The 22,811-nt window shown below is 63.8% G+C and carries 25 protein-coding genes, 2 tRNA genes and 1 pseudogene; 17 read left to right on the top strand and 11 right to left on the bottom strand.

What is annotated here, in order from left to right; genetic code table 11:
* Positions 1-56 precede the first annotated feature (56 nt).
* Positions 57-133: transfer RNA gene (locus tag M2333_RS08265), tRNA-Asp, on the top strand.
* A gap of 91 nt (positions 134-224) precedes the next feature.
* On the opposite strand, the gene M2333_RS08260 is transcribed toward M2333_RS08265, so the two are convergent.
* From M2333_RS08260 to M2333_RS08245, 4 genes are all read right to left on the bottom strand, one after another.
* Entirely contained in the window at positions 225-446 is a 222-nt protein-coding gene (locus M2333_RS08260; protein WP_264569843.1) for a DUF2842 domain-containing protein, read from the bottom strand.
* Positions 443-1,021: a 5-formyltetrahydrofolate cyclo-ligase gene (locus M2333_RS08255; protein ID WP_264569844.1), complete on the bottom strand. Its 579-nt coding sequence runs from the start codon at positions 1,019-1,021 to the stop codon at positions 443-445. The genes M2333_RS08260 and M2333_RS08255 overlap by 4 nt, the downstream gene beginning before the upstream one ends.
* 200 nt (positions 1,022-1,221) lie before the next feature.
* Positions 1,222-1,557, bottom strand: coding sequence for a cell division protein ZapA (locus M2333_RS08250; protein ID WP_264569845.1), 336 nt, complete (start codon positions 1,555-1,557; stop codon positions 1,222-1,224).
* A gap of 3 nt (positions 1,558-1,560) precedes the next feature.
* A complete protein-coding gene (locus M2333_RS08245; protein ID WP_181559167.1) occupies positions 1,561-1,809 on the bottom strand; it encodes a hypothetical protein in 249 nt (82 codons plus the stop codon).
* Positions 1,810-2,078: 269 nt separating this feature from the next.
* Between M2333_RS08245 and tkt the strand changes: the two genes are divergently transcribed.
* The 3 genes from tkt (at position 2,079) to M2333_RS08230 (ending at position 6,370) form a co-directional block, all read left to right on the top strand.
* Positions 2,079-4,046 carry a transketolase gene (gene tkt / locus M2333_RS08240; protein WP_264611440.1) on the top strand — a complete coding sequence of 656 codons (1,968 nt, stop codon included), beginning with the start codon at positions 2,079-2,081 and terminating at the stop codon, positions 4,044-4,046.
* Between the two features lie 23 nt (positions 4,047-4,069).
* A complete protein-coding gene (gene gap / locus M2333_RS08235) occupies positions 4,070-5,080 on the top strand; it encodes a type I glyceraldehyde-3-phosphate dehydrogenase (protein WP_181559169.1) in 1,011 nt (336 codons plus the stop codon).
* Positions 5,081-5,164: 84 nt separating this feature from the next.
* Positions 5,165-6,370: a phosphoglycerate kinase gene (locus tag M2333_RS08230; RefSeq protein ID WP_264579317.1), complete on the top strand. Its 1,206-nt coding sequence runs from the start codon at positions 5,165-5,167 to the stop codon at positions 6,368-6,370.
* On the opposite strand, the gene M2333_RS08225 is transcribed toward M2333_RS08230, so the two are convergent.
* Positions 6,371-6,895 carry a TlpA family protein disulfide reductase gene (locus tag M2333_RS08225; RefSeq protein ID WP_181559171.1) on the bottom strand — a complete coding sequence of 175 codons (525 nt, stop codon included), beginning with the start codon at positions 6,893-6,895 and terminating at the stop codon, positions 6,371-6,373.
* A gap of 149 nt (positions 6,896-7,044) precedes the next feature.
* Between M2333_RS08225 and M2333_RS08220 the strand changes: the two genes are divergently transcribed.
* From M2333_RS08220 to M2333_RS08205, 4 genes are all read left to right on the top strand, one after another.
* Positions 7,045-7,944 carry a fructose bisphosphate aldolase gene (locus tag M2333_RS08220; RefSeq protein ID WP_181561363.1) on the top strand — a complete coding sequence of 300 codons (900 nt, stop codon included), beginning with the start codon at positions 7,045-7,047 and terminating at the stop codon, positions 7,942-7,944.
* 112 nt (positions 7,945-8,056) lie between these two features.
* Positions 8,057-8,626 (top strand): glutathione peroxidase, encoded by a 570-nt coding sequence (locus tag M2333_RS08215; RefSeq protein ID WP_264611439.1) that lies wholly within the window; start codon positions 8,057-8,059, stop codon positions 8,624-8,626.
* Positions 8,627-8,656: 30 nt separating this feature from the next.
* Positions 8,657-9,301, top strand: coding sequence for a thiamine phosphate synthase (gene thiE / locus M2333_RS08210; protein ID WP_264586876.1), 645 nt, complete (start codon positions 8,657-8,659; stop codon positions 9,299-9,301).
* The gene (locus M2333_RS08205) at positions 9,298-9,822 is read left to right on the top strand and encodes a TPM domain-containing protein (RefSeq protein ID WP_264611438.1); all 525 of its coding nucleotides are present in this window, start codon (positions 9,298-9,300) and stop codon (positions 9,820-9,822) included. Before thiE ends, M2333_RS08205 begins: the two co-directional genes overlap by 4 nt.
* Before the next feature lie 11 nt (positions 9,823-9,833).
* On the opposite strand, the gene epsI is transcribed toward M2333_RS08205, so the two are convergent.
* The gene (gene epsI, locus M2333_RS08200; protein ID WP_264574804.1) at positions 9,834-10,565 is read right to left on the bottom strand and encodes an exosortase-associated protein EpsI, V-type; all 732 of its coding nucleotides are present in this window, start codon (positions 10,563-10,565) and stop codon (positions 9,834-9,836) included.
* A 339-nt stretch (positions 10,566-10,904) separates the two neighbouring features.
* On the opposite strand from epsI, the gene ffh reads away from it, so the two are divergent.
* From ffh to M2333_RS08155, 9 genes are all read left to right on the top strand, one after another.
* Positions 10,905-12,392 (top strand): signal recognition particle protein, encoded by a 1,488-nt coding sequence (gene ffh, locus M2333_RS08195; RefSeq protein ID WP_264611437.1) that lies wholly within the window; start codon positions 10,905-10,907, stop codon positions 12,390-12,392.
* Positions 12,393-12,443: 51 nt separating this feature from the next.
* A complete protein-coding gene (gene rpsP / locus M2333_RS08190) occupies positions 12,444-12,908 on the top strand; it encodes a 30S ribosomal protein S16 (RefSeq protein ID WP_264584643.1) in 465 nt (154 codons plus the stop codon).
* Between the two features lie 2 nt (positions 12,909-12,910).
* Positions 12,911-13,405, top strand: a complete 495-nt coding sequence (rimM, locus tag M2333_RS08185) for a ribosome maturation factor RimM (protein ID WP_264584644.1) — start codon at positions 12,911-12,913, stop codon at positions 13,403-13,405.
* A gap of 199 nt (positions 13,406-13,604) precedes the next feature.
* The gene (locus M2333_RS08180) at positions 13,605-14,501 is read left to right on the top strand and encodes a class I SAM-dependent methyltransferase (protein WP_264611436.1); all 897 of its coding nucleotides are present in this window, start codon (positions 13,605-13,607) and stop codon (positions 14,499-14,501) included.
* A 13-nt stretch (positions 14,502-14,514) separates the two neighbouring features.
* The gene (gene trmD / locus M2333_RS08175; protein ID WP_264611435.1) at positions 14,515-15,216 is read left to right on the top strand and encodes a tRNA (guanosine(37)-N1)-methyltransferase TrmD; all 702 of its coding nucleotides are present in this window, start codon (positions 14,515-14,517) and stop codon (positions 15,214-15,216) included.
* 42 nt (positions 15,217-15,258) lie between these two features.
* Positions 15,259-15,627 (top strand): 50S ribosomal protein L19, encoded by a 369-nt coding sequence (gene rplS, locus M2333_RS08170; protein ID WP_181559181.1) that lies wholly within the window; start codon positions 15,259-15,261, stop codon positions 15,625-15,627.
* 186 nt (positions 15,628-15,813) lie between these two features.
* Complete coding sequence (locus M2333_RS08165; protein WP_264611434.1) at positions 15,814-16,608, top strand: ATP-binding cassette domain-containing protein; 795 nt, start codon at positions 15,814-15,816, stop codon at positions 16,606-16,608.
* A gap of 3 nt (positions 16,609-16,611) precedes the next feature.
* Entirely contained in the window at positions 16,612-18,174 is a 1,563-nt protein-coding gene (locus M2333_RS08160; RefSeq protein ID WP_264611433.1) for an ABC transporter permease/substrate-binding protein, read from the top strand.
* Between the two features lie 91 nt (positions 18,175-18,265).
* A tRNA-Arg gene (locus M2333_RS08155) sits at positions 18,266-18,342 on the top strand.
* Positions 18,343-18,858: 516 nt separating this feature from the next.
* On the opposite strand, the pseudogene M2333_RS16995 reads toward M2333_RS08155, so the two are convergent.
* The 5 genes and pseudogenes from M2333_RS16995 to M2333_RS08130 all read right to left on the bottom strand — a co-directional run.
* Positions 18,859-19,947 (bottom strand): annotated as a pseudogene (locus M2333_RS16995) (recombinase family protein); the annotation flags it as partial.
* A 304-nt stretch (positions 19,948-20,251) separates the two neighbouring features.
* On the bottom strand, positions 20,252-21,214 hold the full coding sequence (locus M2333_RS08145; protein ID WP_264611431.1) for a hypothetical protein: 963 nt from the start codon (positions 21,212-21,214) through the stop codon (positions 20,252-20,254).
* On the bottom strand, positions 21,108-21,677 hold the full coding sequence (locus M2333_RS08140; protein WP_264611430.1) for a hypothetical protein: 570 nt from the start codon (positions 21,675-21,677) through the stop codon (positions 21,108-21,110). Before M2333_RS08140 ends, M2333_RS08145 begins: the two co-directional genes overlap by 107 nt.
* Positions 21,678-21,752: 75 nt before the next feature.
* Positions 21,753-21,965 (bottom strand): hypothetical protein, encoded by a 213-nt coding sequence (locus M2333_RS08135; protein ID WP_264584651.1) that lies wholly within the window; start codon positions 21,963-21,965, stop codon positions 21,753-21,755.
* Positions 21,965-22,603 carry a hypothetical protein gene (locus M2333_RS08130; protein ID WP_264584652.1) on the bottom strand — a complete coding sequence of 213 codons (639 nt, stop codon included), beginning with the start codon at positions 22,601-22,603 and terminating at the stop codon, positions 21,965-21,967. The genes M2333_RS08135 and M2333_RS08130 overlap by 1 nt, the downstream gene beginning before the upstream one ends.
* Positions 22,604-22,811: the final 208 nt, after the last annotated feature.

The following is a 22,811-nucleotide window of genomic DNA, read 5'->3' as shown; positions in this document are numbered from 1 at the left end:
CGAAGCGTGTTGACAGGGCCGGCGCCCTCTTATACCTGCGCCCTCCTCAGCCAAGCGCGGGTGTAGCTCAGTTGGTTAGAGTGCCGGCCTGTCACGCCGGAGGTCGCGGGTTCGAGCCCCGTCACTCGCGCCATTTTCTTCAATGAAGAGAATGGCATCGCGCTGGCTTCCCCCTCCTGAACGGAGCGGGACAAGCCTCTATAAAATGGATTTGGAACTGGCGCTCAGGCGCGCCAGCGGCCTGTCTCCATCCACACCAGGATGGGCCGGGTCGGGAAGATCCAGATGATCCCCACGATCACATAGAAGACGAGTTGAAGGGCGCCGGGCCAGCGCGCGATCTGCTCCGAGAAGGAGCCGATGATGGCGGCCCAGACGGCGATGATGCCGAGGATGGCAAACATGCCCGCCGGCTTGCGCCAGCTCGGTTGCGGCGCGTCGTTCACGCGGCCTCTCCCTCGATGACGCTCTGCTCGGTGAACAGCATGTGCAGGGGTACGTCCCACGGCTGGATGGGCAGCGCATCGACCATCTGGCAGCTCCACGCCATGCCGATTCGCAACGCGTTGGGCAGCTTGGCGAAGGCGCGGTCATAATAGCCCGCACCATGGCCGATACGATTGAGCGAGGGATCGAACCCGACGAGCGGCGTCAGCACCACGTCCGGCGTGACGGTGGCGGCCTGCGGGGCGGGCTGGGGGATGCGGAGCTGACCCGGCACCAATATGTCGTCCGGCGACCAGTCGGCAAATTCCATGTCCTCGGCCGTGGTCTTGCCGAGCCGGGGCAGGCACAGCTTGAAGCCGCGCTCGTGGAGGAAATCGATCAGCGCTTCGGTCGGCGCTTCCGAGCCCATGGCCCGATAGATGGCGACCCGCGAGCCGGGAGGCATGCGGGCAAGCACGGGGGAAGGGAGAACCCGGAAGGCCAGCGTGCGCACCGAAGGCGGCAGGCCCGCAACAAAGGCGGAGCGCCGGGCGAGCAAAGAGGAGCGCAGCTTGGCGCGATCAGTATCGGTCATTCTTTGGGTCCTGTCCGAGATGCCGGCGGGGTGACGGGACCGCCGTGGCCGTTTGCCGGAAAATCCTCTGACGCCTCAACGTCAGGTGGGGACCATGTAGTTCGGACCTGGGTCCGGCCAGGGACAGCCCCCTTGGATGTGATTATCGCCTCAGGGATGTTCGCTAATGCGCGCACCGGGCAGTACCCGTCCCGCCTTACTTAGGCGTTGGACAGCTGGGCTGCAAGGCTGTCGCCCAAGGCTTCGATCCGCTGGGCCAGCGCATCGAGCGCGTCCAGCGTTGCGGATTCGTCCTCCGGCTCGGCGGGCGGTGGCGGCGCAGCCGCCGGGGCGGGGGCCTTGTCGGTGAGGGAATCGGCCAGCAGCAGGCCGGCGAACAGCAGTTGCCGCACCTCGGTCAGCCCGGGACTGCCGCTGCTGACCTGCTGGACCCGCTCGGACATCAATGCAGCCAGCTCGTGCAGGCGCGCTTCCTCGCCATCCCGGCAATGCACCGCATATTGCCGACCGCCGACCATGATTCGTACTTCTGCCATAGATCAGGCTTCGCTCCTGGCCTTTTGAAGATCGCCAATGAGCGCATCGAGCGATTTCAGCGCTGCGATCGCCTTGTCGCGCGAGAAGGGGTCGATATCCACCGGCGGGCCATCGTCCTCGATGCTGCCGGCGGCGAGCTGCGCCTCGATTTCCTGCGCACGCGCCTCGGTCAATTCCCGCGCCAGTCCCTCGGCGCGCGTCACGGCGCGTTCCAGCCGCTCGATCGCCTGCATCATCGCCTTGCTTGCCATGAGCGAACCCTTATCACGCTCCCGAGCGAATGCAAAAACTCGTTGCGCAGCTGCGGATTGAGCGTGACGGCGCCAGAATCACCGTGCCTTTGAGGCTGTGGGGCGCCCCGCAGGTTGACGCTCGGGCCGCTAGACGACATGGAGACCGCGCGGCGACTCATGGCCCGTTCTCTCGGCGCCGGCGCGGCCGTTCATCGACCATCTTCGGTCCTTGATCGTTCTGGAGCAACACGCCTGCGGGCCAGATAAAGAAGAAGGGGCGCTCGCCCATGTCAGTCACCGAAAAGCGGCTCGCCGACGCCATTCGCGTCCTTTCCATGGACGGCGTGCAGGCCGCCAATAGCGGCCACCCAGGCATGCCGATGGGCATGGCCGATGTCGCGACGGTGCTCTTCAAGGATTATCTGAAGTTCGATCCGAGCGCGCCCGGCTGGCACGACCGCGACCGCTTCGTGCTCTCGGCTGGCCATGGCTCGATGCTGATCTACGCGCTGCTGCACCTGTCCGGCTACGCCAGACCGACGATGGCGGACATCCGCAATTTCCGCCAGATGGGCAGCCCTTGCGCCGGCCACCCCGAGAATTTCGAGCTGGCGGGCGTTGAAGCCACCACCGGTCCGCTGGGGCAGGGCCTGGCCATGGCCGTCGGCATGGCAATGGCCGAGCGGCATCTCAATGCGACCTTTGGCGATCCGCTGGTCGATCACCGCACCTGGGTGATCGCGGGCGATGGCTGCCTGATGGAAGGCATCAACCATGAGGCGATCGGCCTGGCCGGTCATCTGGGCCTCGGGCGCCTGAATGTGCTGTGGGACGATAACAAGATCACCATCGACGGCGCTGTCAGCCTCTCCTCTAGCGAGGATGTCCTGGCCCGTTACGCCGCGACCGGCTGGCACGTGACGGCCTGCGACGGCCATGATTTCGGCGATATCCGCCGGGCGATGGATGAGGCCATGGCCGATCCGCGGCCCTCGCTTATCGCCTGCCGTACCCGCATCGGCCAGGGCGCGCCCAACAAGGCCGGCTCGCACAAGGTGCACGGATCGCCGCTGGGTGAGGACGAAATCACCGCGACCCGCGAGGCGCTTGGCTGGGATCTGCCACCGTTCGAGCTGCCCGATGATGTGAAGGCCGCCTGGGCAGAAACCGGCACGCGCGGCAAGAAGGCTCATGCCGATTGGCAGGGCCGCCTTGCAAGCCATTCTGACAAGGGTGAATTCGAGCGGCGCATGGCGGGCAAGCTGCCGGCCGGCTTCTCCATCCAGTCCTATCTCGATGGCCTGATCGCCGAGCCCAAGAAGGTCGCGACGCGCAAGGCCAGCGAGATGGCGCTCGACGCGATCAACGTGCAGCTGCCCGAGATGTTCGGCGGCTCGGCGGACCTGACCGGATCCAACCTGACCCAGTCCAAAGATCAGAAGGTCGCGTTCAGCCGCGACGATTACAGCGGTCGCTATGTCTATTACGGCATCCGCGAGTTCGGCATGTCGGCCGCGATGAACGGTATCGCGCTCCATGGCGGCATGGTTCCCTATGGCGGCACCTTCCTCGTCTTTTCCGATTATGCGCGCAATGCCATCCGCATGTCCGCTTTGCAGCGGCTGCGCGTGGTCTATGTCATGACGCATGACAGCATTGGCCTGGGCGAAGATGGCCCCACGCACCAGCCCATCGAGCATGTGATGTCGCTGAGGATGATCCCCAATCTGGAGGTCTTCCGTCCCGCCGACACCATTGAGACAGCCGAGTGCTGGGCGCTTGCGTTGCAGCAGGAGTCCACGCCGTCCTTGCTGGCGCTCAGCCGCCAGAACCTGCCGCAATTGCGCACCGACGCTTCGGAAAATCTCTGTGCCAAGGGGGCCTATACCCTCGTGGCCAGCGCGAGCGCGCCCAAGGTGGTGCTGATCGCCACCGGATCGGAAGTGGAGATCGCCGTGAACGCCGCCAAGCTGCTGGAAGAGCAGGGGGTCGCCACCAACGTCGTCTCCATGCCCAGCATGTCGCGCTTCCTGGCGCAGGAAGAGGCCTACCGGGCTTCCGTGCTGCGGCAAGGCGCGCTGCGGGTCTCGATCGAGGCCGGCACCACCTTCGGCTGGGCGACGATTACGGGAACCGATGGCATCAATATCGGTATCGACAGCTTCGGCCTCTCCGCGCCGGCGCAGGAAATTTACGATCATTTCGGGCTGAACGCCCAGAGTGTCGCGGCACGGGTTTCCGCCGCGCTGGTTTGACTTTGAGCTAAGGAGTGCAGGACATGGCGATCAAGGTAGCAATCAACGGGTTCGGACGGATCGGGCGCCTCGTCGCGCGCGCGCTGCTGGAGCGCACCGATCATGATTTCGAGCTGGTCGCGATCAACGACCTTGGCGATGCCAAGTCGAACGCGCTGCTGTTCAAGCGGGACAGCGTGCATGGCAATTGGAAGGGCGAGGTCTCGGTCGACGGCGACAGCCTCGTCGTGGACGGCAAGCGAATCAAGGTGACGGCGGAGCGTGACCCCGCCAATCTGCCGCACGCCGAGCTCGGCGTGGTGATCGCGCTCGAATGCACCGGCATCTTCGCGGACAAAGCCAAGGCCAGCGCCCACCTGACCGCCGGCGCCAAGCGCGTCGTCATTTCCGCGCCGGCTACGGGCGTCGACAAGACCATCGTGTTCGGCGTGAACCATGATGCGCTGACCGCCGATGACATCGTCATCTCGAACGCGAGCTGCACCACCAACTGCCTCGCGCCGCTCGCCAAGGTGCTGAACGATGCGGTCGGCATCGAGAGCGGCTTCATGACGACGATCCACAGCTACACCAACGACCAGAACACGCTGGATCAGATCCACAAGGACATGCGTCGCGCCCGTGCCGCTGCGCTCTCCATGATCCCGACCACGACGGGCGCTGCCCGCGCCGTGGGCGAGGTTCTGCCGGAGCTGAAGGGCAAGCTGGACGGCTCCTCGGTGCGCGTGCCGACGCCGAACGTGTCGGTTGTCGACCTCAAGTTCATCGCCAAGCGCGACACGACGAAGGAAGAGGTCAACAGCCTGCTCAAGGCTGCTGCCGACAACGGCCCGCTCAAGGGCGTGCTGGGCTATTCGGATGAGCCGCTAGTCTCCATCGACTATAATGGCGATCCGCGCAGCTCGACGGTCGACAGCCTCGAGACGGCGGTCATCGACGGCAAGCTCGTGCGCGTACTGAGCTGGTACGACAATGAGTGGGGCTTCTCGAACCGCATGATCGACACCAGCAAGGTTGTTGCTGGCCTGATTTGAGGATTGCGGACCACCGCTGACATTTCTTCGGGCCGGGCATGTTCACACACGCTCGGCCCGATTCACGCATGGGAGAGTGACGACGTGGCCAAACCCTTCAAGACGCTGGACGACATGGGCGATATCGCCGGCAAGGCCGTGCTGGTCCGCGAGGATCTGAACGTGCCGATGTTGGAAGGGTCGGTGAGCGACGACACCCGCCTGCGGGCTGCGGTGCCGACGCTGCTGGAACTGGCGGACCGGGGCGCGAAAGTGCTGATCCTCGCGCATTTCGGTCGCCCCAAAGGCCAGAAGTCGCCCGATCTCTCGCTCAGCCTTGTGACGCGCGGGCTGAGCCAGGTGCTGGGTCGCGACGTGCAGTTCATTCCCGACTGCCAAGGCGAAGCGGCGGCTGCCGGCATTGCGGTGATGCGCGGTGGCGACATCGCCATATTGGAAAACACCCGCTTCCATGCGGGCGAGGAAAAGAATGATCCGGCGCTCGCCGATGCTATGGCCGCGCTGGGTGACATGTACGTCAACGACGCCTTTTCAGCTGCTCATCGCGCGCACTGCTCGACCGAGGGCCTTGCGCATCGCCTGCCGTCCTTTGCCGGCCGCTCGATGGAGAAGGAGCTGGACGCGCTTGAGGCTGCGCTGGGCCAGCCGGAAAAGCCGGTTGCGGCGGTCGTGGGCGGCGCCAAGGTTTCGACCAAGCTCGCCGTGCTGGAGAACCTTGTCGCCAAGGTCGATCATCTGATCATCGGCGGTGGCATGGCCAACACCTTCCTCGCGGCGCGCGGCGTCGACGTGAAGAAGTCGCTCTGCGAGCATGATCTGGTCGATACGGCCAATGAGATTTTCGAGAAGGCCGAAGCAGCGGGCTGCACCCTACACCTGCCCTATGACGTCGCCGTCGCGACCGAATTTGCGGCCAATCCGGCCAGCTACCGCGTGTGCAACGTGAACGAGCTGGCCGATGGCGAAATGATCCTCGACGTGGGACCGGCGGCCGTCGAGGCGCTGGCGGACGTTCTCAAGACCTGCAAGACCCTGGTGTGGAACGGCCCGCTCGGCGCGTTCGAGCTGACGCCCTTCGACACGGCCACCGTTGCGCTGGCCCGCACCGCCGCGGCGCTGACGGCGGAAAGTTCGCTGGTGTCAGTTGCCGGCGGCGGCGATACGGTCGCCGCCCTCAATCATGCCGGCGTGGCTGCGGATTTCTCGTTCGTCTCGACCGCAGGCGGCGCCTTCCTGGAGTGGATGGAAGGCAAGGAACTGCCGGGCGTCGCGGCGCTTACGCGCGGTTGATCAACGCGAGCGAGCGGGAGCCGTTGGCGCCCGCTCGTTCATCAGCGGAATGATTACGCGGTTGAGTTGATCGAGGTCGAAGGCGCCGGTGGCGGCATAACGAACGCGTCCGTCGCGCCCGATCACGAAGTTTGTGGGGAGCGCGCCCAGATGGCGATAGGGGCCTTTCACCCGTCGAACCATCGGGATGGTCATCCCGGCCAGCATTTTCTTGAGCTTGGGGAGCGGCACGGAATCTTCTGTCGCCACGGCAAAAACGCGCAGCCCCTTGTCCTTCAGGATGTCGTGAAAGGCGTCCAACGTCGGCAGTTCCTTGATGCATGGTCCGCACCATGTCGCCCAGAAATTGAGGACGACGACTTGCCCTTTGAGATCGGCCAGCGAAACCGAGCTTCCATCAGCCAGCATCAGCGTGAACGCTGGCGCTAGGTCGCCCACCTTGATCTTTTGAGCGTGGGCTGGCCGGGCCACGCTCATGCCGATGATCGCAATCAGTGCGGCAACGGCCGCGAATTTTGAGCGCATCGATCGTCCCCCCTTCCAACCATCTTTCGTTCCGGGCAGTGCGCCCGTCAAGATGGTTGACCGGCTTGCAATATGCGGCGCAGGCGCGGCATAGGCGTGCCACACAGCACCGCCGATTTTGGCACCACTTCGAAAAACAGGACAGGATGATGCAGGACTCCGACATGACCGAGAAGATTGCCAAGGGGCAGGGCTTCATTGCCGCGCTCGACCAGAGCGGCGGTTCCACGCCCAAGGCGCTGAAGGGCTATGGCATCGAAGAAAACGCCTATTCGGGCGATGAAGAGATGTTCGGCCTGATCCACCAGATGCGTAGCCGCATCATCACCTCGCCCGCCTTCACCGGCGAGAAGGTGCTGGGCGCCATCCTGTTCGAGAAGACCATGGACGGCACCGTGGACGGCAAGCCGACGCCGGCCGCGCTCATCGAACGCGGCGTCGTGCCGTTCATCAAGATCGACAAGGGCCTGGAAGACGAGGCCAATGGCGTGCAGATGATGAAGCCGATGCCGGAGCTGGACGCGTTGCTTAAGCGCGCCAAGAGCCTTGGCGTGTTCGGCACCAAGGAGCGCTCGGTTGTCAATCTCGCCAACCGCGAGGGGATTGCCGCCATCGTCAAGCAGCAGTTTGAGATTGGCCAGCAGGTGCTGGCGGCGGGCCTGATGCCGATCATCGAGCCGGAAGTGAACATCAAGAGCGCCGAGCGGGCGCAGGCCGACCAGATCCTGCTGGAGGAAATCCTCAAGGCGCTCGATGCACTGCCCGAGGGTCAGCAGGTGATGCTCAAGCTCTCGATTCCCGAGAAGGCCGGTCTGTTCGGTCCGCTGGTCGATCATCCCAAGGTGCTGCGCGTCGTCGCGCTTTCGGGCGGTTACAAGCGCCCCGAGGCGTGCGCCGAACTGGCGAAGAATCGCGGCATGATCGCCAGCTTCAGCCGGGCTCTGCTGGAGGATCTGCGTCATCAGATGAGCGATGAGGCGTTCAACGCCTCGCTCGCCAGCGCGATCGACGAGATCTACGAAGCCTCGACGGACAAGGTCGCGGCCTGACGCGCACGACGGGGCGGCGCCCAATTGCGCCGCCTGCGGTCTCCACCCGATGACAGAGGAAGGGCGGCTCCCTATCTTGGGCGAGCTGCCCTTTTTCATCTGGAGGATGACCATGACCGCGACGACGACTGCATTGGACGAAATTCCGCTCAAGACCATCAAGGGCGATGATGCGTCGCTGGGCGATTACGCCGGCAAGGTGCTGCTGATCGTCAACGTGGCGTCCAAATGCGGCCTCACCCCGCAATATGAGGGGCTGGAAGCGCTCTATCGCAAATATAAGGACGATGGCCTGGTCGTGCTGGGCTTTCCCGCCAATGACTTTGCGGGGCAGGAGCCGGGCTCTAACGAGGAGATCGAGAGCTTCTGCACGACTAATTTCGGCGTGGACTTCCCCATGTTCGAGAAGGTGGTCGCCACCGGGCCGGACAAGCACCCGCTGTTCGCGGCCCTGACGCAGGCGCAGCCGGAGGCGCGCAACGATGGCGCGTTTCGCGAGCGCCTCAAAAGCGGCAACCGCACGCCGAACGATCCGCCGGAACTGCTCTGGAATTTCGAGAAATTCCTCGTCGGGCGCGACGGCACGGTGCTGGGGCGCTTCTCCCCGGATACCAAGCCGGACAATGGCGATCTCGTTGCCGCGATCGAGGCGGCGTTGTCGGGTTCCGCTGCCGCCGGTTGACCGCGCGGCCACCGGGCTTATGGGGGCGGAATGACCGAGACCACACAGGCGCTCAGCCTTCCGCCCTGCCAGCTTTACCTGATCTCCCCGCCGGTGATCGGCGAGGATTTCGCCGCCCGCCTTGCCGAGGCGCTGGACGGTGGCAGCGTCGCCGCGTTTCAGCTTCGCCTCAAGGGCGTGAGCGAGGAAGAAGTCGCGCGGCTGGCCGAACCGCTCCAGCGCCTGTGCGCAGAGCGGGATGTCGCCTTCATCGTCAATGACAGCATCGCGCTGGCCCAGCGCCTCGGCGCCGATGGCGTTCATCTGGGGCAGGGGGATGGGGATCCTCGCGAGGCCCGGCGCATGCTCGGCCCCTCGGCCCAGATTGGCGTGACCTGTCATGACAGTCGTCATATGGCGATGGAAGCCGGGGAAGCTGGGGCTGATTATGTCGCCTTCGGGGCCTTCTATCCCACCACCACCAAGGAGGTGAGCCACCATGCGGAACCGGACCTGCTGCGCTGGTGGTCGTCCATCTTTGAAATTCCCTGCGTCGCCATCGGCGGCATCACTGCCGACAATGCAGCGCCGTTGGTCGAGGCTGGCGCCGATTTTCTCGCGGTGAGTGGCGCGGTGTGGAACCACCCTGATGGGCCGCGCGCCGGTGTTGCCGCCTTTGCGAAAGTGCTTGGGTGATCCTGACACGCGGGCTTTCCGCGCTTGGCATCGCGGCCCTGTGCGTGGCGGGGCTAATCGGTGCGCCCGCCGCGGCCGGTGAACCGACCGAGACCGCCCAGATCGTCCTCCCATCCAGCCTGCCGATCGCGCGCGATGGCTGGGTGACCGACGCTGCGGCGCTGTTCACCCCCGATCAGCGTCACCAGATCGAGCGCCGGCTGGTCGCGCTGCAGGCCGCGACGGGGCGGGAGGCCATCGTCGTCACGGTGCCGTCCCTCGATGGGCAGGACATTGCCGGCTATGCAAGCGAGCTTGGCGATCGCTGGGCCGTGGGTGCGCCGGGAGCGGAAGGCATCGTGATCCTGCTCGCGCCGAGGGAACAGCTGGTCCGCATCGCGGTCGGGCAGGGCCTTGCCGCCGCCATTCCGGACGATGACTGCCAAGCGATCATAGACACGCTAATGCTGCCACAGTTTCGCAACGGGCTTTTCGAAGCCGGTCTGGTGGCTGGGATCGCCGAGCTGGAAGGCCGGCTCTAGCGACGTGGGGATCAGGCGTCGCCGACGACCATGTCCCTGGTCGGCTCGCCCGAATGCTTGAGCATGTCTGCGATGAAGATTTGCATGTTGTGCAGGGACTCATCGTAATTCTTGTCGATCACCGACATGCGGACAAGCAACCCGTCGGCGAGATAGCCGGCGATATTGGCCTTGGTCATCGCGATGCGCTGCGCGAGCCAGCTCTGCGGGAAGTCGGGGCCGATCCGCGTCCAGTACAGGATGTTCTCGTTGCGCGAGCCGAGCACCGCCGTCACCGACCGGGCCGGAATAATCATTTGGCGGCCGGCCACATCAACCGGCAAATCCAGTGACTCGCTGCGATCGATTGAGAAACCGCCAGCATAATAGCATATTTCGGGCCGGTGGAGCTGGACGTTGTTCAACTGCTTGCTGTTGTAAGCAGCCAGGAACATCACGCCCACGCCCTTGGAATTGACGTAGGTGCGCGTGAGAATGTGCTGATAGAGCTTGTCGGCCAGGTCGCTCTCTGGCGGCAGCACGAGCTCGCTGACGGGCAGCGTCTTCCAATCGCCGAATGCCTTGGGGAACAGGGCCTCAAACTGCTTGTCGGAGAGGTCGCGGTAACGCTGATGCGGCTCGCGCGCGATGGCAAGGCCGCTCACGGCCAGCATGGCGCCGCCCATGAGGAGATGGCGACGGCTGAGCGAGCGCCGCGTGGGCTCGCTCTCATCCGAAACTGAATTCACGTCGTCCGCTGCCACTGCACCCTCATTCCTTGGCTCTGTCGCGCAGAATAGCAGCTAAGAGCGGATTTCCAAACTGCAAGCGCGATAGCGGCAAATTCCTGCCAAAGCCTTTCTGACTCGGCCTCTCCGTGCGTCCAGCACAGGCCCGGATGCCTGCCTTCTTGTCTTAACCGGCGGATTTCGTTAAGGAGCCGCTGTTCCGGCGCGGTTGTCCAACTGCCCGGGCGCCCTGACAGTCCTGGATTTTCACTGTCCAAGGATAGACGCTGGTCGGCGAGGTTTCGCCCACCGGCGCTTTGTGCGTTGCGGCGTTTTGGTTGGTTTTTCAGCGGCTTCGGCCGCAATGAGGTGGTGATGTTCGATAGTCTGAGCGATCGGCTCGGTGGGGTGTTCGAGAAGCTTCGGGGGCGCGGTGCGCTGACCGAGGCGGACGTGCGCGCTGCCATGCGCGAGGTCCGAATCGCCCTGCTGGAAGCCGACGTCGCCTTGCCGGTCGTGCGCGCGTTCGTCGACAAGGCGACCGAGCGCGCGGTGGGATCGGACGTTCTGCGTTCGGTTACGCCGGGGCAGATGGTCGTCAAGATCGTCTCCGACACGCTGACCGAGACATTGGGCGCCGAGACCAGCGAGTTGTTGATCGACGTGACGCCACCGGCGGTGATCATGATGGTCGGCCTGCAGGGCTCGGGCAAAACCACCAGCACGGCCAAGCTCGCCAAGCGCCTCAAGGAAAAAGACCGCAAGAAGGTGTTGATGGCGTCGCTCGACGTCAATCGCCCGGCGGCGCAGGAGCAGTTGGCCGTTCTCGGCACGCAGACCGATGTCGCGACGCTGCCGATCGTGCCCGGCCAGCAGCCGGTGGATATTGCCCGCCGCGCGCTCCAGTCCGCGAAGCTGCAGGGCTTCGACGTGCTGATGCTGGACACGGCTGGCCGCCTGCACGTCGATCAGGCGCTGATGGACGAGATGAAGGCGGTCGCCGATGTCGCGACGCCGGCTGAAATCCTGCTGGTCGTCGACAGCCTGACCGGCCAGGACGCCGTCAACGTCGCCAAGAGCTTTACCGAGCAGGTGCCCCTGACTGGCGTCGTCCTCACCCGCATGGACGGCGATGCGCGTGGTGGTGCCGCGCTCTCCATGCGCGCCGTTACTGGCCAGCCGATCAAGTTCGCCGGCACCGGCGAAAAACTCGATGCCATCGAGCCGTTTCATCCCGCGCGGGTTGCGCAGCGCATCCTCGGCATGGGCGACGTCGTCAGCCTCGTCGAGCGCGCGGCGGAAACCATCCAGCAGGAAGATGCCGACAAGCTCGCCAAGCGCATGGCTGCCGGCAAGTTCGATCTCAACGATCTGCGCGCGCAGCTCAGCCAGATGCAGCGCATGGGCGGCCTCGGCATGCTCGCGGGCATGATCCCCGGCCTCAAAAAGGCGCAGGCGCAGATGACCAATGCCGGCGTCAACGACAAGACACTCGTTCACCTCGATGCGCTCATCGGCTCGATGACGCTCAAGGAGCGTGAGCGCCCGGAACTGCTCAACGCCAAGCGCAAAATCCGCGTGGCCAAGGGCGCGGGTCTGCAGGTGCAGGACGTCAACCGTCTCCTCAAGATGCACAAGGAGATGGAAACCGCCATGAAGAAGATCAAGAAAATGGGCGGTCTCAAGGGACTGGCCAAGATGTTCGCAGGCGGCGGTGGCGGCGGCGGGCTGGGCGGTTTGCTCGGCGGTGGTGGCGGTGCGCCGGGAGCGGGGCAGGGCGATCTCAGCGCCCTCAAGGGACTTCCGGGGATGCCGGACATGCCCAAGCTTCCGCCGGGTTTTCAGAATTTTCTCAAGAAGTAACGCAACGATTTTCAGGTTCAGAGTTCAGTAGAAAGGTAAGGTAAGTTACAGATGGCAACCAGCATTCGCCTGTCGCGCGGTGGCTCCAAGAAGCGCCCCTATTACAAGATCGTGGTGACGGACAGCCGCTCGCCGCGCGATGGCCGCTTCATCGAGCGCATCGGCAGCTACAACCCGCTGCTCGCTAAGGATGACGCCAACCGCGTTGTGCTCGACACCGAGCGCGCCAAGCACTGGGTAAGCGTCGGCGCGCAGCCGACCGATCGTGTCGCCCGCTTCCTCGATGCCGCAGGCGTCAAGGAGCGCGCCGCGCGCAACAACCCCAACAAGGCAGAGCCGGGCCAGAAGGCCAAGGACCGCGCCGAGGACAAGGCCACCAAGCTGGCCGAGGCCGAGGAAGCCCGCAAGGCTGCGGAAGAAGCCGCCAATGCTCCGGCTGAAGAGCCGGCTGCTGAAGCACCCGCCGAGGAAGCACCCGCTGCCGAGGCTGCCGCTGAAGAGCAGGCCGAGGGCTGATTTTGCCCGTGGATCGTCCCGTCACGCTCGCGGCTGTCATCGGCGCGCATGGCGTGACGGGAGAAGTGCGTCTCAAGCTCTTCGGCGATGGGCCGGAGAGCTTGAAGCGCTACCAGAGCTTCGAGGCGGGCGGTCGCACCCTCACGCTCAAGACGGTGCGCGATGGCCCGAATGGCGCCGTCGCGCGCTTTGCGGAAATTGCCGACCGCAATGCCGCCGAAGCCTTGCGCGGCGTGGAACTCACCGTTCCGCGCTCAGCGCTGCCCCCGCTCGAACCCGGCGAATATTATCATGTCGATTTGATCGGCCTGTCCTGCGTTGCCGAATCGGCTGAAGCGGTGGGGACGGTCGTGGCTGTCGAGAATTTCGGGGCCGGTGACGTCATCGAAATCGAGAAGCCCGGCGGAAAACGGTTCATGGTCCCCATGCAGCCGGAAGCGGTGCTCGACTGGAACGAGGAAAGACTTGTCCTGAGCAGTCTTTTCCTTGCAGACTGACAGGACATTCCGCTTCGGCGAATGAGGACGGGCCTCTTGCTTGCCCACATGGATCGGTCTCGATCGATCACCTCCAAGAGCGCAGGGCCGCATGAACGCGATTATTTTGGACAATGAGGGTATTGGCTGCCTGCCCGCGCCGGATTGTCCCTTGTGCGGCGAATCGGGCACTCAGCACTATCGCGATCTGCGCGATCCGATGTTCGGCGCGCCGGGACGCTGGGGGCTGAGGATCTGTCGGAACCCGCACTGCGGCTCGGGATGGATCGACCCCATGCCAACGCCACAGAGCCTGGCGACGCTCTATCAATCCTACCATACCCATGACCAGGCGCCGGTGATCGTGGCGCCGGAGGGGGCCGCCTCGCATGCGCCGTCTCTGCGCTATCGGCTTTTGGGCCTGCTGCCCTGGTGGAAGCATCATTACCAGTCGGGCCTCAATTACTTCGCGCATCGCACGCCCGGCGTCATGCTGGATGTCGGCTGCGGGTCCGGTGGTTTCCTGCGGTCCATCGTCGAGGCGGGCTGGAGCGCCGTCGGCATCGACTTCGATGAACAGGCGGTCGCCGTGGCGTCGCAGGTGCGCGGCGCACAGGTGTTCGCGACCGATATTTTCGATCCGCGATTCGATGGGAAAAGGTTCGACGGCATCCTGCTCGACAATGTCATCGAGCATGTGCCCGAGCCGGGTCGCACGATCGCGCGGTGCAGTGAATTGCTCGCACCCGGCGGGCGGCTGGTGATGATCACGCCGAACGTCGACGCGCTAGGGCACCGCCATTTTGGCGAACATTGGCGGGGGCTGGAAACGCCCCGGCATCTGCATCTGTTCACCAGGCGCGCCCTGAGAAAACTCGCGGTCAGCAATGGTCTGCGGTCTGCCAAGGTTTTTGCCAAGCCCAGCTCGCGGCAGTTCAATTTCATGGTGGGCGCGTCGGAAGAGATCATGCGGACGCGCGGGCTGCGCACGAGGCGCTGGCCGGTCGCGAAACGTCTCCTGCGGGTCAAGTCTCTTTTCTCTGCGCTTCTGGGCGGTGGGGAGGCCGAATTTCTGGTGTGTATCGCCGATCGTCCCGCACGTCCCAAATCCCGCTGATCGCTTTTGAATCATGACCTTCACCGCACAGATCCTCACTTTGTATCCGGAGATGTTTCCCGGGCCGCTCGGCATTTCGCTTGCCGGTCGGGCGCTGGGGGAGGGGGCGTGGTCCTGCGCACCCATCCAGATCCGCGACTTCGCGACGGACAAGCACAGGAGCGTGGACGATACGCCGGCAGGCGGCGGGGCAGGCATGGTGCTGCGCGCCGATGTGCTGGCACGCGCTGTCGATCATGCGCTGGATGCGCGCCCGGACCTGCCGGTGCTTGCGATGACGCCGCGCGGCACGCCGATCACGCAGGCGCGGGTTCGCACGCTGGCCGAGGGGCCGGGCGCCACGATTCTATGCGGGCGCTTCGAGGGCTTTGACGAGCGGCTGTTCGAAGGGCGGCCGATCGAGCAGGTCTCTATGGGCGACATCATACTCTCGGGCGGAGAAATCGGCGCTTTCATGCTGCTGGATGCTTGCATTCGCCTGCTTCCCGGCGTAATGGGCGCGGCTTCTAGCGGTGTCGAGGAATCGTTTGAGAACGGCCTCCTCGAATATCCGCAATATACCCGACCCCAGGAATGGGAAGGGCGTATGATCCCTGAAGTGTTGCGATCGGGGGATCATGCGAAGATCGCCGCCTGGCGGAAACAACGGGCGGAGGATGACACACGGTTACGCAGGCCGGACCTCTGGGAGCGTTACAGGAACGCTCGGGACTGACCTGCCTCTGGCGCGCGACGCAGACGAAGGAAGACAGGACAGATGAACCTGCTGCAGACCATCGAGGCGGAAAACATTGCCGCCATCTCTAAGGATATTCCGGATTTCCGTCCGGGCGACACGCTGCGCGTGGGCGTGAAGGTCGTCGAAGGCGACCGCACCCGCGTCCAGAACTTCGAGGGCGTGTGCATCGCGCGTTCGAACAAGGGCATGGGCTCCAACTTCACCGTGCGCAAGATCAGCTTCGGTGAGGGCGTTGAGCGCGTGTTCCCGCTCTACTCGCCGAACGTGGACAGCGTCACGGTCGTCCGCAAGGGCGTCGTGCGTCGTGCCAAGCTCTATTATCTGCGTGGCCGCACCGGCAAGCGTGCGCGTATCGCCGAGCGTCGCGACACTCGCGAAGAGGCATAAGCCTTATGGGTGCGGTGACGCGCCCAAAGCCATCAGGCGATGGCGAGCGATCATCCCGCGGGATGATGTGAGCGGAGGCCCAAGGGCCTCCGTTTTCGTTTGTGGGATGCTGGCATCGCGCCGCATTTGCGGCGGGCCGGGGAAAGTTCGCTTTCTATTGTCGCCTGGCGCCGCCATCATGCCCCGATGAGCCAAGCCGATGCGATCGCGCTGGAGAGCGTTGCCAAGAGTTTCGATGGCGGTCGGACCTTCGCCACCCATGATGTCGATCTGCACATTACAGCGGGCAGCTTCGTGGCGCTCGTGGGCGCCTCCGGCTCGGGCAAGACGACGCTGCTCAAGTGCATCAACCGGCTGATCGAGCCGGACCGCGGTATCGTCCGCATCCACGGCGAGCCGGTGAATGACCGGCCCGCTTATGAAGTGCGGCGGGAGATCGGCTATGTGTTTCAAGGCATCGGCCTGTTTCCGCATCTGAGCGTCGCCGAGAATATCGGCCTGACGCCGCGCCTGCTCGGCTGGCCGGCGCAGGATATCGCCCGCCGCGTAGGCGAGCTGCTGGCGCTGGTCGAACTGCCCGAGGATTATGGCGCGCGCATGCCGGATGCGCTCTCGGGCGGTCAGCGGCAGCGGGTCGGGATCGCGCGAGCGCTGGCGGCAAGGCCCGGCATCTTGCTGATGGACGAGCCGTTCGGGGCGCTCGACCCGATCACCCGCGACACGCTCGGCCGCGCCTGCCGCCGCCTGCACGAGACGCTGGGCCTCACCACCGTGCTGGTGACCCATGACGTCTTCGAGGCCGTGCTGCTCGCCGACCGGATCGTCATGCTGGAGGGCGGACGGATCATCGCCGACGATACCCCGCACCGGCTGCTGACCGATCCGCCCAATGAGGCCGTGCGCGCGCTGATGGCGATGCCGATGCGGCAGGCGGAACAGGTCCGGCGCCTGATCGCGGCCGGGCCGGACGGGACCGACTGAGCGATGGATAGCTCCCTCTCCAGCGCTTTGCGCGTGCTGCCGGAATATCTGGGCTTTCATGTGCTGCTGAGCGCGGCCGCGCTGGGGCTGGGCATCCTGCTCAGCCTGCCGCTGGCCATCGCCGCAAGCCGCAGCGCGCGACTGCGCTGGCCGGTCCTTTCCTTCGTCAGCCTCGTGCAGACCATACCGGGGCTGGCTCTGATGGCGCTGTTCTACCCCCTATTGCTGGCGCTCTCCCTGCTCTCTTTGCGGCTGACCGGGCAGGGCTTCTCGGCGCTCGGCTTCCTGCCGGCGCTGCTGGCGCTGACCCTTTACTCCATGCTGCCGATCGTGCGGAACATCGTCACCGGCATCACCACGCTCGATCCGGCGCTGATCGAGGCGGCGCATGGCGTCGGCATGACCGACCAGCAACGCCTCTGGCAGGTGGAGATGCCGCTGGTCGCCCCGGTCGCCATGGCCGGGGTGCGGACCGCCGCCGTCTGGGTGATCGGCACCGCCACGTTGGCGACGCCGGTCGGGCAGACGAGCCTTGGCAATTATATCTTCTCCGGCCTCCAGACCGAGAATTGGGTGTGGGTGCTGTTCGGCTGCGGCGTCTCTGCGGCGCTGGCGCTGGCCGTGGACCAACTGCTCGGCTTGATCGAGACGGGGATCGCCCGGCGCGCGCGCAGGCGCATCTGGGCCGGCGGGCTGATCCTGTGCCTCGGCATCGCCACGGCGGCGGCCAGCGTGTTCGCCCCGGCAACGAAGGGCGGTTACGTCATCGGCGCCAAGAACTTTACCGAGCAATATATCCTGGCCGATCTTATCGGCCAGCGGCTGGCGGATGAGGGCGGCATGGCCACCGTGCGCAGCGGGCTGGGATCGGCCGTGGTCTTCCGGGCACTCGCGCAGGGCGATGTGGACGTCTATGTCGATTATTCCGGCACGGTCTGGGCCAATGTGATGGGGCGTACCGATCAGCCGGGGCGCGCCGCGATGCTGGCGCAGATGGCGGAGTGGCTGAAGCGCGAACATGGCGTGACGCTGGTCGGCCCGCTTGGCTTTGAGAATGCCTATGCGCTGGCGATGCGGGCCGACAAGGCGCAGCAACTCGGCATCCGCTCGATTGCCGACCTCGCGCCCTACGCCCCGCGCTTTGTCATGGGCGGCGATTTCGAGTTCTTCACGCGGCCGGACTGGACGTCGCTGACCGAGGGCTACGGCCTGCGCTTCGCCCGGACGCGCGAGTATCAATCCACCTTCCTATATCGGGCGGTGAAGGACGGGGATGTCGATGTGATCTCCGCCTTTTCAAGCGACGGGCGCATCGCGGCGGATAATCTGCTGGTGCTCGCCGACCCGCTGGAGCGCATCCCGCCCTATGACGCCATCGTGATGGTGGCGCCCGGCCGCGAGACGGATGCGCGGCTGATGGCGGCGCTCAAACCGCTGATCGGCGCCATTCCGGTCGAGCGGATGCGCGCGGCCAATCTGATGGTGGATCGCCCGGATCGTCCGGTTGCCCCGGCCGTCGCTGCCCGGTGGCTGATGGAGAAAGAGGCAGAGCCGAGCGACCAATAATCGCGCCCCAATCATCGCCCGCCAATAATCGGAGGGCGGCCTACCTTTGCTCTTGGCCGGCTGCATCAAAACTGATAGCGGACCTTTCCACGCACCCGTAGCTCAGCTGGATAGAGCGTTGCCCTCCGAAGGCAAAGGCCACTGGTTCGAATCCAGTCGGGTGCACCACTTCCGTTCAGCTTTGGGCACCATCCCCCCGGGGGTTTGGGAGGCAATCAGCGCGCGCTGCAATGCCGAGTTCGGACCGGATATGCGAATGTTGCGATCTCCCACTTCCACGCGGTCAACCAACAGCCTGACATATTCGCGGCGGAGTTTGGGGTCTGGGCCGCACAGCTTGCTTCGCAGGATTTCGCCGAACTGCGTCACGATGGCGGGTGTGATTTTGTGATTTCCAGCATCAAGCTGGCGCTCCAGCACAGCAATGTCCGCCTCCGCACTGATTCGCTGGGCGCGAATATTGTTTAGTTCGACAGCAATCTGCGGATCGTCGGCGCTGCATATCCCGTTGCGCACCAGTTTAATGACACTTGCGCTTTCACCGTCGAGTTGGGTCAGGCGCGTACGAAGACGCTTAAGCTTGGCCTCACGCTCGGCGAGCGCGGTGGCGGAACGATCGAGCCATGTTTGCAGCAACGCGTGGAGCCGCTCGGGTACCGTGAGCTGTTCTGCGACGGCATCGACAACGATGTCATCGAGCATTTGCATGGGAACTCGACGCCCCTTGCAGGCAGTCGGGCCCTTCTTCACCCGGGCGGCACAGCCGTAATAGGCATATCGACCGGACTTGCCCGTGACGGCTCCCATGCCCGCGCCGCAGCCATCCCCGCCACAGCCACACACAGCGAGGTTGGTCAGCAACTTGATATTGGTTTTGACTGCGGCCTCCCCCATGCGCGGATCCCGGTCGGCCATCTGTTTGCGGACGGCGTAAAAGACCTCCTCGCTGACGACAGGCGGCACCGGGATGGGAGCCCATTCCGATTCCGGTCGCGCTTCTCCGGTTCGGGAGTCGCGCCGATTATACAGTACGTAGGCGATGTAAGCGGTGTTGGTCAGGATGCCGTGCACGTTTGATACGCTGAACAGCTTGCCCCGAATGCGCTCGCCTCGCGCGGTCAGGTGCTCCGCCAAGGTAGTGATGCCAATCGGACCGTCGGCTGTGCCATTAAGATAGGCATCGAAGATGTAGCGCACCAATTCCACCGTCTCCGGGTCGTGCTCCAACTTCTTGCGGTCTTTGCCGCGTGGCTGAGGCGCTACATAAGTGCGGAATCCAAGCGGCGGAGTCTGACCGTTCCAATACCCCGCGAGGGCGTTCGCAATCATCGTGCGACGGACGTGCTTGCCGTTCTCAGCAGAATGATATTCGTCGAAGATGGCCAACATGGCGACGGCCATGTCGGATGCTGGATCGTCGCCGAAGTTCTGTGTTATCGAGACAATGCGAACCTTCCGGCGACGCAGGCGCTCCCGGTATTGCATGAAATCGAGCGCGTTGCGGAACAGGCGCGAGAGCGAATGGACGAGGATGACGTCGACAGGGCATTCATCGGCTTCGGCGAGCGAGATCATCTCCCGGAAAGCACGTCGCTCATCATCGGTGGCGCTTCCAGCTTCGGAAAATACCCGAACGCACGCGGCGCCGTTTTCTTCTATCCAGCGCTCGGCGCTGGCAATTTGATCCGGAAGCGAAAGATCGTTTCTCTCCTGACGTACCGTCGATACCCGCGCGTAAACGAAAACGCGCTTGCCCTTGAAGTCCAACTGCATACGTCCACCTTTTGGTCCCGCTACAGTTCAATGATCGAAGAGAGCGGAAATTTCAGCGCCAAGAAGCCGGTCCAGCAAGGCGACCTCCTCGTCTAGAACGAACATAGAACAAGAAAGCGCGCTGTGCACCTCATATTGTCTCCGTCCACCCGCATTGGTGGTCTCATCCCCCTCGCTTGCGGGGGCAGGCGCGACCGGTTGCTCATGAGGGTTGGACGGGATCGGCATGAATTATTTCATGTCGATCTCCGCCTCCGAATGCTGCGCGACCCATGTGCACTTTGCGCGATGCACGCTCAAATGGTCAGCGGCTCAGGCGGACCTCTGGCAAGACATCCAGAAGGTGGAAGGTTTTACGCTCCGAATTAATGTCGCCTTCGAAATCCCCCATCTCTCTCGGTCCGAGCATGGTCAGCCACGTCATGGCTGCATCGATTTCTTCCGCCCCTTGGTTGTCAAACGGCTCCATTTGTGGCCTCCCGCCCGATTTCGCACCGTAGGCCGCGTCGTCCAGCACGAGGCGGCGATACGAATCCAGCAGCATCTTGATGTGGGTTTTGGAGCCGAGCGGCATGGCAGCGATGTCGAAGCCTGGCATGTGCCCTAGATCGAACGACAGATCGCCCCCTGCCTCAAAGGATGTGGCGGCTCGATTGAACTTGTCTCGAAGGCAAACCGCTGACTGCACGAAGCGGCATATACTCACGGCGGCACATTCTACTGGTCCCAGACCCGAGTATCGCGCGGCAGTGGCGAGCTTTGACGTGATATCGATGGAATCCCTCGACCCGTCGCTGCGGGAGATTGACGAAATGGTCGTAGGCGTATTGGGAAAGAAGTGAGCAGAGGCTTCGAGCTTTTCGCGAGCGGACTCCATGATCCGATCGAGTCGACGACGCAATTTAACGACCTGCTGGGGCGACAACTTGGCGAGCCTTTGCTCGACCAGCTGTCCAACCCTTTTTGCAACAACACCCTTGACCTTCGCATAGCTCGGCGGAGCGACAGGTTTTCCAGGCCTCCGTTCAGCGATGCGTTGGCGGCGATGCGCATCTCGCTCGGAGCGCGTCATGTAGCCCTTGAGGCAGTGTTTCGCGTCTTCCTTGACCTTCTTGAATATGGTGTTGAGTCCGCTCGCCCGGATATAGCCCTTGACCCCCTCAACCAAGCCGAAAACGGGTTCCACCATTGCCAGATGAACATCTGCGATCGTCGCTTGGACGTCCCGCGCGTTGAAGATCACTGCCTGGACGAAGATTGAGATCAAGGCACGCCCGCATCGTTAATTCACCGGGCGGGCCCGATTTTCGCAGGTGCCAGAGCGCCGTTCTGTGACGCCCAGCCATCACGCGGAGATAGAAGGAGCGCTCCCCTTCGTCGGCTGACCTCGCCAGCAATAGCAGGGTTGCGGAGTGGTCCCGAAGCGCCGGAGCGCCACAAAAGCCGGTCCAGGTCTGCTCCACGAGCGCGGTCAGACTCGCGTCCTGCCCTGCATGGATGAGTTTCTCGTTCGCAAGCGATACCGGATAGTCTTCGAGCCTGATCAGATGCTGCGGGATTGGAAGTTCGCGCGCGCGCAGTGCCGCCGGAGGAAGGCTGCGCAGATCCTTCAATGACAGATCAAAGAGCAGTTGATCGAGGTCATCAGGATCACATCCGTTAAGCTCAGCAGCCTCTGATACTTTTCGTATAAATTCATCGAAATCGGCCGGATCGGGTACTCTGGTCACGATGGAGGTGAGCCAGCGGAGGTCGATCAGATTGTAGGTCCGTTTTTTTTCGCGAACGCTTGCCTTCGGACTTCTTCATTTCCAGTTTCTCAGTTGTTCATCCAAGCTGTCGAGTTCGCGTGCAGCCTGATCGAGAATTTGCTCGTACTGGTTCACTTCCAGTTCGAGAGCGTCGATATGGCTGCCAGTGAGAGTACCTTCGGCATGGGCCTTCTCGACGCGGCGCTCGGCCTCGGCGCAACGCTGCATCTTCTCCTCAAGCGCTTGTAACAAATCATTAAGTGCCATCATTTTTTCCTTTCGACGGAATGCGCAAATCGCGGGTTGCCGCCGACTTTGCGCAGCCACTCGTAGGCTTCGCCACGAGTGCTCACAGAGGGCGGATCGAGTTCAAAGGCGCGGATGGCCTCCGAAATCAGATAGATTTGCCGGCTCGTCGGCGGCTTGCGGCGCCAGGCGGCGCGAGGATTGCGGCTCGCCTCGGACTTCGAGAACGCCTCCACCTCAGCATGATACAGGTCGCGATGCCATTGCCACCGCAGCAGCGCCCCCTGCTCGCGAAAGGGCGCGCTGATATTCGCGTCCGAAAGAATGGCGACGATCAGATCGACCAGCGATCCACCACTGCCAAGCGCAGCTTCATTCAAGAGCGGAAGGGGTACAGACGCGTCCGCGAAAAGGCCGAGGATCGCCAAGTCGTCCAGATCGCCTAGGTCGCAAACAAGCATTGCGAACACCGAACCCAGCCTGTACTTCTGCGTATCGTCTCCGCCAGGCCGACGGTCGCCGCGCCGCTTACCACTTGCAGCTGCCAACCGATTGAGCTCGGAGAGTTCGCCTTCGATTGCTGAGAGCCGCGCGCTATATGTGGCGGCGCGTTCGTGCAGTCGATCTGGGAGAGCCGATAGGGCGAGTTCAGTGTCCATGCTGCGCACGTAGCGATGGGCTGAGCGCCCTACTGCGCGACCCATGTGCACTATATTTCTAACCGCCCGCCCCGACGGGGACTCTGCGACCCATGTGACGGGCCAGGTTAAGGCGATGTGGGTGCATCAGCGACCCATGCGGCGAATTAGCAGTACATGACCGACGCGCACATGGGTCGCGCAGCCACCACTCTCAGATCCGGCTAAG

Source organism: Sphingobium sp. B11D3B, assembly GCF_025961735.1.
Classification (GTDB): Bacteria; Pseudomonadota; Alphaproteobacteria; order Sphingomonadales; family Sphingomonadaceae; genus Sphingobium.
This window is presented reverse-complemented; position numbering and strand designations above follow the sequence as displayed.